Source organism: Pedomonas sp. (assembly GCF_036515995.1).
Classification (GTDB): domain Bacteria; phylum Pseudomonadota; class Alphaproteobacteria; order Sphingomonadales; family Sphingomonadaceae; genus Pedomonas.
Map to the genome: position 1 here is coordinate 1 of NZ_DATBUP010000222.1, position 10,005 is coordinate 10,005.

A 10,005-nucleotide genomic window follows, 5' to 3' on the forward strand; every position below is an offset into this window, starting at 1 on the left:
ACGGCAGCAATGGCGCCACGTCGACGCCGCGCTGGCGCAGCACGTCGGCCCAGGCGCCGTCCGAGCCCAGTTCCGGCCAGCTGCGCGCAGGGCTCGCCATCGCGCTGGCCGGGCCGCACCCGCCTCAGCTGCTCATTCTCGACGAGCCCACCAACCACCTCGATCTCGACGCCATCGAGACGCTGGAAGCCGCCATGCGTGACTTCGACGGCGCCCTCGTCGTCGTCAGCCACGACCCCCATTTCCTCACCGCCATCGGCATCACCCGCACGCTGGAGTTGGGACAGCGCCCGCTGCCCACGGCGCTTTCAAAGTGAGGTGGCATGGGGTGCTCCCATGCAGGAACACCCCATGCCTCGACATCTGGCTTGGGAGACGCCAATGTCGAAACCGCCCTACATCAAGCCTAGATGTTACGCTGCAGCGTGGCTGACCCTGAGAGCAGAACCCTCAAGCACCCTGCAGGCGTCCCGCAATTGATACGGCAGACCGGGCTGATACGGCTGACCGGGCTGATACGGCTGACCGGGCCAGATCAGTGGCAAGCTCTCCGCACCCGTGAAAACGATAAGTATTGGCTGTGGCGTGTCTGCACTGGCCTTTTCCTGTACTGGAAAGGGCACGCCGAAGCCGAGTACGAGCAAAACTATTAAAATCTTGGCGATGTCCCTTAAGTCTGACTGCGACCAGGGAGCTCTTCTGCTGCTTTCAAACATGAAATCATTCTTTCAGTCTAATTTTTCATGAAATGATCCCTCAAAAAAAGCGGTTATTATTAATATAATGGTCTTATTTTTGTTTAAAAATCAACACCAACTGGCGCTATATAAAACATGACATCTTTTAAGTATTTTTCAATGTGTAATCTATAAGTTAAATCTTTTAATTACTATTACTTCACTGTTGATGCGTTAAACAACTTCAATTTAACAACTTGCAGGATCTTCGCACCGGGCCGGTGCATGGCACAAACCAGCCCTTCCCGCCGAATCCTGCCCCGGTTCACAGCGCCCTGCGGAAGGTCAGGTTGATGCGGCAGGGGCCGGTGGCGGGGTGTTCGCCGTCTGCCAGGGGGGCAACGCCGTGGTAGGCGAGGCGGGCCGGGCCGCCCCAGACGGTGACGTCGCCGTGCTCGAGCCGGATGCGGCGGGTCTTGTCCGCGCGGCTGAGGCCGCCGAACTGGAATACGGCGGGCAGGCCGAGGGAGACGGAGACGATGGGGTCGGTGTAGCCCTTCTCGTCCTTGTCCTGATGCAGCGTCAGCCGCGCGCCCGGCGCATAGCGGTTTATGAGGCACACGTCGGTGTGAAAGTCGCCAAAGCCCGCGGCCTGCGCCGCCCGCCGCGCAAGGCTCAGGAACAGCGGCGGCATGGCGGGCCACCTGTTCCCGGTCAGCGGGTCGAGCGGCTGGTAGCGATAGCCGCGCCGGTCAGACACCCAGCCCACGTCTCCGCAGTTGGTCATGGCAACGGACATGCGAAAGCCGCCCGGCGTCTCCAGATGCCGGAAGGGAGCCGCCGCCGTGATCTCTCCCACCGCCGCCAGCAGCGCAGGCGCATCCGCCAGCGCGAAGCCGCGCAGCACCATGGCTCCTTCGGCCAGCGGCTCGGTCTTGCCCGCATCGGGCGCGCCAAGATCTGCAAACAGGTCACCAATCACGCCGGCTTATCCTTACCGTGCATCATGAAAGATCAGCCCCAGCACGTGGCGCTTGCCGGCGCGCACCTCACTGACGCCGTGACGCATCGCCACCCGGTAGAAGCCCCGGCTGCCCCGGACCGGACGCTGGTTCACCGGGAAGACCGCCGCATCGCCCCGGCGCAGCGGCACCACCATGGCGCGGCTCTGCATGCGGGGGCGCTGCTCGGTCAGCACGAACTCCCCGCCCTCGAAGTCCCGCCCCGGCTCATCGAGCAGCACCGCCGCCTGCAGGGGAAACACCAGATCGCCATAGAGGTCCTGATGCAGGCAGTTGTAATCCCCCGGGCCATAGCGCAGCAGCAGGGGCGTCGGCCGCACCTGCCCCGCCTCATGGCAGCGGGCAAGGTACACCGCGTGCGTCTCGGGAAACCGGGCCGCATCTCCCAGCGCGTCCGCCCAGCGGTTGGCGATTCTGGCCAGCGGGCCGTAAAGCCCCTCCCGCAGCCGTGCGATGAGCGGCGGGTGCGGATAGCAGAAGTACTGGTATTCGCCGCGCCCGAAGTTGTGCCGCGCCATCACCACCCGGCTGCGAAACAGGTCTTCCCGGTCATATAGCGCTGCAACGTCCGCGCAGTCCTGTGGCGAGAGCAGCCCCGGCAGGATGGCGTAGCCTGCCGTGTCCAGCCGCTGCGAAACCGCCGCCCAATCCACGGCGCTCACTTCTTGCGCTCCCGCGTCAAAAGCGCCTGCTTGCGCTCAAGCCCCCAGCGATATCCCGCCAGTGCGCCGGTGCCGCGCACCGCCCGGTGGCAGGGAATGGCAACGGCCACGGTGTTCTTCGCACACGCGCTCGCCACCGCCCGCACGGCCCTGGGCGCGCCAACCTTGGCGGCAAGCTGGGTGTAGCTGAGCGTCTCGCCCGGCGGGATCTCGCGCAGCGCCTGCCACACCTTCTGCTGCAGGGCCGTGCCGCGCACGTCCAGCGGCAGGGCGATGTTCGATCTTGGGCTTTCCACCAGCCGCACCGCCTGCTCCACCAGCGCGGCGAAATCCGCATCCCCCGCCACGATATCCGCCTGCGGGAAACGCTGGCGCAGCTCCGCCTCCAGCGGCTCGGGCGCGTCATCCAGCATCATGGAGCAGATGCCCCGCTGCGTGGCCGCCACCGACAGCAGCCCCAGCGAGCACGGCACGATGGCATGGCGGATCACCTCGCCCGCGCCGCCCTTGCGATACCGCTGCGGCTCCATGCCCAGCATCCCTTCCGCCTTGGCATAGAACCGGCTGCTGGAGCCGAACCCGGCGTCATAGAGCGCGCCCGTCACGCTCTGGCTGGCGGGCAGGCTCTCCCGCAGCCGCCGGGCGCGGGCCGCATCCGCATAGCCCTTGGGCGTGAGGCCGGTCGCCTGCCTGAACAAACGGTGGAAATGGAACGGGCTGAGGCCGACGGCCTCTGCCAGCGCCTCCAGCGTCGGCGGCTCCTCCGCCGTCTCGATCATGCGGCAGGCGCGGGCGATCATCTCGCCCCGCGCATCGGGCCGCATCGCCTCCTCCGGGCGGCAGCGCTTGCACGCCCTAAACCCGGCAGCCTCCGCCTCCGCCCGCGTCTCGACGAAAAACACGTTCTCGCGCTTCGGCTTCTTCGCGCCGCACGACGGGCGGCAGTAGATGCCCGTCGTCTTCACGCAGGTGAAGAACCGCCCGTCCGCCTGCGCGTCTCGCCGCATCACGGCGTCCCAGCGGGCGTCATCGGTCAGCATCGGTGTCTCGATCAGGGTGTCGGGCTGTGCCATCGTCTGCAACATGGCGATGTTCCTTTGCTCTGCCAATGCCCGGCAGAATGACGAACCCGCCGCCCACCCGCACCCCGGTCCTTGCTGTTGAAATTTCTCTGCTGAAGCTTTGGTTTTTTCAGGAAGATCATGATCCCCCTGGGACCCCCATTCGGTTTTGGGTCTTGCAGGTTGCGAGGGTGCCGCCTCTCCAGATTCTTTCCAAAAGAAAAGGGCCGCGTCGGTCATCCCGCGCGGCCCTTGAAAATGACTGGGAGTGCAGAGGACATTGCAGGTTTGTGCGCCTGCGCGCACGGCCCCCCCTGCGTAAAATCTAAGACTTCGGCGTCTCGTCCGGTTTCGCCTCTGCGCCGTCCTCGGGCACGGCATAGCGGGTCATGATCGGGGCCTGGGTGATGGCGAAGATCATGGAGAGCGGCAGCACCGCCCATGCCTTGAAGGTCACCCACGTGTCGGTGGAGACGCTGCGCCAGACGACCTCGTTCAGCACCGCCATGGCGAGGAAGAACCACGCCCAGTTGCGGGTGAGCAGCCGCCAGCCCTCATCCAGCATGGCTGGATAGGCGGCTTCCAGTACGGCCTTCAGCACCGGGCGGCCGGTCAGCAGCCCCCAGAACAGGATGACGGCGAAGGCGGTGTAGAGAATGGTCGGCTTGATCTTGATGAACAGGTCGTTGTGCAGCCAGATCGTCAGGCCGCCGAACACCAGCACGATCGCCGAGTTCACCCACAGCATCTTCGGGATTTCGTGCAGCAGCACGCGTGAGGCGATCATGGAGACCACCATGGCGGCCATGAAGGTGCCGGTGGCCCAGTAGATGTCCGCCAGGCTGTTGACGGTGAAGAAGATCACCAGCGGCACGAAGTCGATGGCGAGGCGCACCCATGGGTTCGGTGCGGCCTTGCCGTCCTGCGCTGGGGTGTCGACTACCGGCACCGGCGCTGCTTCCGGATCGGCCATCACCAGCGGATCGTCACCCTTGTGTGCCATCGGTTATCCTTCCAGCCCCACCAGTGCCCGGGCGAAGCTGCGCGGCTCGAACGGGCGCAGGTCGCCAATCTTCTCGCCGACGCCAATGGCATGGATCGGCAGCTTGAACTTCTCGGCCGCCGCCACCAGCACGCCGCCGCGCGCCGTGCCGTCCAGCTTGGTCATCACCAGGCCGGTCACGCCTGCCACATCGCGGAACACCTCGATCTGGTTGAGCGCGTTCTGGCCGGTGGTCGCGTCCAGCACCAGCAAGGTATCGTGCGGCGCGTCCGCGTCCAGCTTGCCGATGACACGGCGGATCTTCGCCAACTCGTCCATCAGGTGGCTTTTGTTCTGCAGGCGGCCGGCGGTGTCAATGAGCAGGAGGTCGTAGCCTTCCGCCTTCGCCTTTTCGAGCGCGCTGAACGCAAGCCCTGCGGAGTCGCCGCCCACCTTGGTGGTGATGACCGGGGCCTTGATGCGGTCGCCCCACACCTGCAGCTGCTCCACCGCTGCGGCGCGGAACGTGTCGCCCGCCGCCAGCATCACCTTCAGTCCCTGCTCCTGATAGAGCGAGGCAAGCTTGGCGATGGTGGTGGTCTTGCCCGAGCCGTTCACGCCCACAACCAGCACCACGTGCGGCTTCAGGCTGCGGTTGATCTCCAGCGCCTTGGCGACCGGGGCGATGGTCTCGACCACCGTGTCCGCCAGCACCTGGCGCACTTCCTCAGGCGAGATGTCCTTCTCGTAGCGGTCGCGCTTCAGCCGCTCGCACACCTCGGCGGAGGTCGCCACGCCAAGGTCGGAGGAGATCAGCCACTCTTCCAGATCCTCAAGCGTCTCGGCATCCAGCTTGGCCTTGGTGAACAGGCCCGTAATGCCGCCGGTCAGCTTCTCGGCCGAGCGGGACAGGCCCTGCTTCAGCCGGCCGAACCAGCCCTTCTTTTCGCCTGAATTCTCAGTTGTTTCTTCGCTCACGCAACCCTGCCCTGCAGATGATGTGCCTGCGCGTCCGTGATTTCCACCGACACGATCGCCCCCGGCGTTACCGGGTTATCGCTCTCCACCGTGAAGCGGACCGGCGCGAACGCCGGCGTGTGGCCTGAGGCCACGCCGTCTTCCACCGTCTCCACCAGCACACTGGAGCGTACGCCCACCTGACTTCTCAGATAGTCCGCAAGGCGGGCCTCGCCAAGCGCGCGCAGGCGTGCAGCCCGCGCCTTGCGCACGGCCTTCTCCACCGGCGGCATCTTTGCGGCGGGCGTGCCCTCGCGCTCGGAATAGGGGAACACGTGCAGGTAGGTGAGGCCGCATTCGTCCACCAGCCGCAGGGTGTTCTCGAACATCTCGTCCGTCTCGGTCGGGAAGCCCGCGATCAGGTCCGCGCCGAACACCACCTCGGGGCGGGCAGCGCGCACGGTCTCGCAGAAGCGGATGGCGTCATCCCGCAGGTGGCGGCGCTTCATGCGCTTCAGCACCATGTCGTCGCCCGCCTGCAGCGAGAGGTGCAGGTGCGGCATCACCCGGGCCTCGCCCGTGATCGCCTCCATCAGCGCCTCGTCCGCCTCGATCGAGTCGATGGAGGAGAGCCGCAGGCGCGGCAGGTCCGGCACCAGCTTCAGGATGCGCTGCACCAGATTGCCGAGGCTCGGCTTGCCCGGCAGGTCGGCACCAAAAGAAGTGATGTCGACGCCCGTCAGCACCACCTCGTTGAAACCGTTGTCCACCAGCCGCCGGATGCGATCCACCACGACGCCGGATGGCACCGAGCGGGAATTGCCCCGGCCATAGGGGATGATGCAGAAGGTGCAGCGGTGGTCGCAGCCGTTCTGAACCTCCACGAACGCGCGGGCGCGCTCGGCGAAGCCGTCGATCAGGTGCCCCGCCGTCTCCTTCACGCTCATGATATCATTGACGCGCACGTAGGAATTGGAGCCGTCATCGAAGCGGAAGTTCTTCGGGTCGAACTTCTCCATGTTGCCCAGCACGCGCGAGACCTCGCCCATGCCCGCGAAGGTTTCCGGCTCGATCTGCGCGGCGCAGCCGGTGACGATGATCTTCGCCTCCGGGTTCTCGCGCTTCATCTTGCGGATCTGCTGGCGTGCCTGCCGCACGGCCTCGGCCGTCACGGCGCAGGTGTTCACCACCACCAGGTTGGGGTCGCCGCTTGCATCCGCATGGCTGCGCATCGCCTCGGATTCGTAGGTGTTGAGCCGGCACCCGAAGGTGACGATCCTTGCCCCCGTGCCCGAGACATGCGTCTCCGGCGCCGAAGTCTCGGCGTGCTCGTGGTGGTGGTCGTGATGGTGCCCGGCGTCGCTGGCGCCGGCATCACCGGCACCACGCGCCTTGTGCAAATGGGGCTGAAGCGCGGTCATGGCGCGCTAATAGCCTAAAATCGCGCTCTTGTCAGGCGTAGAGCGCCAGATCGACCTGTCCGGTGAACGCCGTGGCGACAGGGCCGCCCATCAGGATGCGGTTGTCATCCGTCACCTCGATGTTCAGAACGCCGCCGGGCAGATGCACGGTCACCTGCCGCTCGGTCAGCCGCCGCCGCACCGCCGCCGCAACGGTGGCGCACGCGCCGGTGCCGCAGGCCAGCGTCAGGCCCGCGCCGCGCTCCCACACCCGCAGGCGGATCTCGTTGCGGTCATTGATCTGGGCGACGTTGACGTTCACCCGCTCCGGGAACAGCGGATCGCGCTCGATGAGCGGGCCGAGGCGGCCAAGGTCCACCTTGTCCACGTTCTCGACGAAGAAGATCACGTGCGGGTTGCCCACGTTCACCGCCGAGGGCGTGCCCAGCAGCTCCCAGCCCACCGGCATGGAGAGCGTATCCATCGCCATGGAAAGCGGGATCTCGTCCCAGCCGTAGCGCGGGGCGCCCATGTCGACGGTGGCGGTGCCATCGTCCAGCGCCGCCTTCAAGACGCCCACCTTGGTCTGGATTTCCACGGCCTCACTGCCCACCAGCGAGGCGACGCAGCGGGTGGCGTTGCCGCAGGCCGAAACCTCGCTGCCGTCCGCATTATAGATGCGCATGAACACGTCCGCCTGCTCCGACGGCTCCATCACGATCAGCTGGTCGCAGCCGATGCCGGTCTGCCGGTGGCTGAGCCGCCGCACCAGATCGGTGGTGAGCGGCAGGGCACGCTCACGGGCGTCGAAGATCACGAAGTCATTGCCAAGGCCGTGCATCTTGCGGAACGGCCAGAGAGAAGAAGCAGCGTGTGTCATAGCGGATGCTTTATGCCTCCACCCGCCAACTGTCCAGATGGCGTTCCGATCCAAACGCCGCCGCCAACACGCACGGTGCAGTTCCTCCCTGCAAAACCTGCAGAAACCGTCTAGATTGCCGTCCATGAGCATCACGCCCAACGCCACCTTCGCTGCCCTTGGCACCACCGTGTTCACCGTCATGTCCGCGCTCGCCAACGAGCATGGCGCGGTCAATCTGGGACAGGGCTTCCCCGATACCGACGGGCCGGAGGACGTGCGCGCCGCTGCCGCCCGCGCGCTGATGGAAGCCTCGAACCAGTATCCGCCCATGCGCGGCACCGCTGCCCTGCGGCAGGCCGTGGCGGAGCACGAGGCCCGCTTCTACGGCCTGAGCGTCGACCCTGACCGGGGCGTGCTGGTGACCTCCGGGGCGACCGAGGCGCTCGCCGCCTCTCTTATGGCGTTCCTGAACCCCGGCGATGAAGCCATCCTCATCGAACCGGCGTACGACTCATACCTGCCCATCATCCGCCACACCGGGGCGACGCCGCGCTTTCTGCGCCTCGATCCGCCGCGCTGGCGGCTGGAGGAAGACAAGCTCGCCGCGCTGATGACGGACAAGACCCGGCTGCTCGTCCTCAACACGCCGCACAACCCAGTCGGCCGCGTGTTCTCCGATGCCGAGCTGGAGATGGTCGCCCGCCTCGCCTGCCGGCATGATTTTCTGGTGGTGTCGGACGAGGTCTATGAACACCTGGTGTTCGACGGCAAGCGCCACCGCCCGCTCATCACCTTCCCCGGCATGGCCGAGCGCACGCTGAAGATCGCCTCGGCGGGCAAGACCTTCAGCCTCACCGGCTGGAAAGTGGGCATGATCACCGGCGCGCCTGCGCTCATCGATCAGGTGGCCAAGGTCCACCAGTTCCTCACCTTCACCACCGCCCCCAACCTGCAGGCCGCCGTCGCCTACGGGCTGGGGAAGGACGACGCCTATTTCGAAGGCCTGATCGCTGACATGCAGGCCAAGCGCGACCGTCTGGCGGCGGGCCTCGCGCCGCTGGGCTTCGACGTGCTCCCGTCCGAGGGCACCTATTTCCTCACCTGCGATTACTCCCGCCTGTCGAGCGAAGATGACGTCACCTTCGCCAAGCGGCTGGTCACCGAGGCCGGCGTTGCTACCATCCCCCTGAGCCCCTTCGTCGAGGGGGACTGGCCCCACCGCCTCATCCGCTTCTGTTTCGCCAAGCAGGACGCGGTGCTGGAGGAGGGGCTGGCCCGCCTGTCCCGCTACTTCGGCCGGTAAGGCTGGCCCCTATCCTTCCAGATCGGTTTTCAAGCGATCCAGCATGTCCACGGCGCGGGCCGCATAGGACCCGATCCACCGTTCGTGAATCTGCTTGATCGGCAACGGGTTGAGGTGGTTCCACCGCTCCCGTCCCTTGCGCTGCGCAATCACCAGCTCCGCCTTCTCCAGCACCCTCAGATGTTGCATCACCGTGCAGCGATCGAGCGCCGGAAAACGTGCGCACAGATCCCCCGTGGTCAGGGGCGAGTCTTTCAACGCATCCAGCATCTTGCGGCGCACCGGGGCCGCCAGGGCCTTGAAAACCGCGTCACTCGTATCGTCACTTGACATGTTATATTTTTATAACACTATTGCTCCGAAACCAAGGAGAAAGAGCATGGATCTGTCCTTCAAGGTGTCCGCGCGCATCGCCAAGCCCGTGACCGAGGTGTTCGAGGCCATCGTCAATCCCGACCACCTGTCGCAGTATTTCACCACGGGCGGCGCCAGGGGGCGGCTGGAGACCGGCGCCACCGTCACCTGGGATTTCCATGACTTCCCCGGCGCTTTCCCGGTGCACGTGGTCGAGGTGGAGCCCGAGCGCCGCATCGTCCTGCGCTGGGAAGCCACGGACTGCGCCGCCGAGGCAACCGGCGACAAAGCTTCCGCCAGCTATGACACCACTGTCACCATGACCTTCGAGCCGCTGGACGGCGGCACCCGCACCCTCGTCTCCATTGCCGAGGAAGGCTGGCGGCAGACCCCGGAAGGACTCAAGTCCTCCTACGGCAACTGCCAGGGCTGGATGCAGATGGCCTGCGCCATGAAGGCATGGCTGGAGCACGGCATCAACCTGCGGGAAGGCATGTTCAGATAGAGCGGCTCTCCGATCGAAAGGGACACCGACTGAAGGGACACGGGCCAAAGGGACGCCGGGCAGCGTCCGGCGCGTCCAGCCGCCGCCCGGTCCTTCCCCCGCTGGCGGACTAGTCCCTGCGACGCCGCTCAAGCGACTGTCCGAAACGGACGGCCGCGATGAGCAACGCCAGCAGTGAAATCATCACCGCCAGCGTATCCAGATCAATCACGCGTCAGGA

The 10,005-nt window shown here is 65.8% G+C and carries 11 protein-coding genes; 3 read left to right on the top strand and 8 right to left on the bottom strand.

The features are described 5' to 3' along the window. On the top strand, positions 1–317 hold a 317-nt coding region (locus VIG90_RS16195; protein WP_331594557.1), incomplete at its 5' end, for an AAA family ATPase. Positions 318–1,002: 685 nt separating this feature from the next. Here the strand turns inward: VIG90_RS16195 and alkB are convergent. From alkB to dapF, 7 genes are all read right to left on the bottom strand, one after another. After that, positions 1,003–1,659, bottom strand: coding sequence for a DNA oxidative demethylase AlkB (gene alkB, locus VIG90_RS16200; protein WP_331594558.1), 657 nt, complete (start codon positions 1,657–1,659; stop codon positions 1,003–1,005). Positions 1,660–1,671: 12 nt separating this feature from the next. After that, the gene (locus tag VIG90_RS16205; RefSeq protein WP_331594559.1) at positions 1,672–2,361 is read right to left on the bottom strand and encodes a 2OG-Fe(II) oxygenase; all 690 of its coding nucleotides are present in this window, start codon (positions 2,359–2,361) and stop codon (positions 1,672–1,674) included. Beyond that, positions 2,358–3,446: a bifunctional DNA-binding transcriptional regulator/O6-methylguanine-DNA methyltransferase Ada gene (gene ada, locus VIG90_RS16210; protein ID WP_331594560.1), complete on the bottom strand. Its 1,089-nt coding sequence runs from the start codon at positions 3,444–3,446 to the stop codon at positions 2,358–2,360. The genes VIG90_RS16205 and ada overlap by 4 nt, the downstream gene beginning before the upstream one ends. Before the next feature lie 301 nt (positions 3,447–3,747). After that, on the bottom strand, positions 3,748–4,425 hold the full coding sequence (locus VIG90_RS16215) for a septation protein A (protein WP_331594561.1): 678 nt from the start codon (positions 4,423–4,425) through the stop codon (positions 3,748–3,750). Positions 4,426–4,428: 3 nt separating this feature from the next. Further along, positions 4,429–5,382, bottom strand: a complete 954-nt coding sequence (gene ftsY / locus VIG90_RS16220; protein WP_331594562.1) for a signal recognition particle-docking protein FtsY — start codon at positions 5,380–5,382, stop codon at positions 4,429–4,431. Further along, positions 5,379–6,782: a tRNA (N(6)-L-threonylcarbamoyladenosine(37)-C(2))-methylthiotransferase MtaB gene (mtaB, locus tag VIG90_RS16225; RefSeq protein ID WP_331594563.1), complete on the bottom strand. Its 1,404-nt coding sequence runs from the start codon at positions 6,780–6,782 to the stop codon at positions 5,379–5,381. Before mtaB ends, ftsY begins: the two co-directional genes overlap by 4 nt. Positions 6,783–6,813: 31 nt before the next feature. Next, the gene (dapF, locus tag VIG90_RS16230; RefSeq protein WP_331594564.1) at positions 6,814–7,641 is read right to left on the bottom strand and encodes a diaminopimelate epimerase; all 828 of its coding nucleotides are present in this window, start codon (positions 7,639–7,641) and stop codon (positions 6,814–6,816) included. A 124-nt stretch (positions 7,642–7,765) separates the two neighbouring features. On the opposite strand from dapF, the gene VIG90_RS16235 reads away from it, so the two are divergent. Beyond that, the gene (locus VIG90_RS16235; protein WP_331594565.1) at positions 7,766–8,926 is read left to right on the top strand and encodes an aminotransferase; all 1,161 of its coding nucleotides are present in this window, start codon (positions 7,766–7,768) and stop codon (positions 8,924–8,926) included. A gap of 9 nt (positions 8,927–8,935) precedes the next feature. Here the strand turns inward: VIG90_RS16235 and VIG90_RS16240 are convergent, their stop codons facing one another. Then, entirely contained in the window at positions 8,936–9,259 is a 324-nt protein-coding gene (locus VIG90_RS16240; protein WP_331594566.1) for a metalloregulator ArsR/SmtB family transcription factor, read from the bottom strand. A gap of 46 nt (positions 9,260–9,305) precedes the next feature. Between VIG90_RS16240 and VIG90_RS16245 the strand changes: the two genes are divergently transcribed. Further along, complete coding sequence (locus VIG90_RS16245; RefSeq protein WP_331594567.1) at positions 9,306–9,785, top strand: SRPBCC family protein; 480 nt, start codon at positions 9,306–9,308, stop codon at positions 9,783–9,785. Positions 9,786–10,005: the final 220 nt, after the last annotated feature.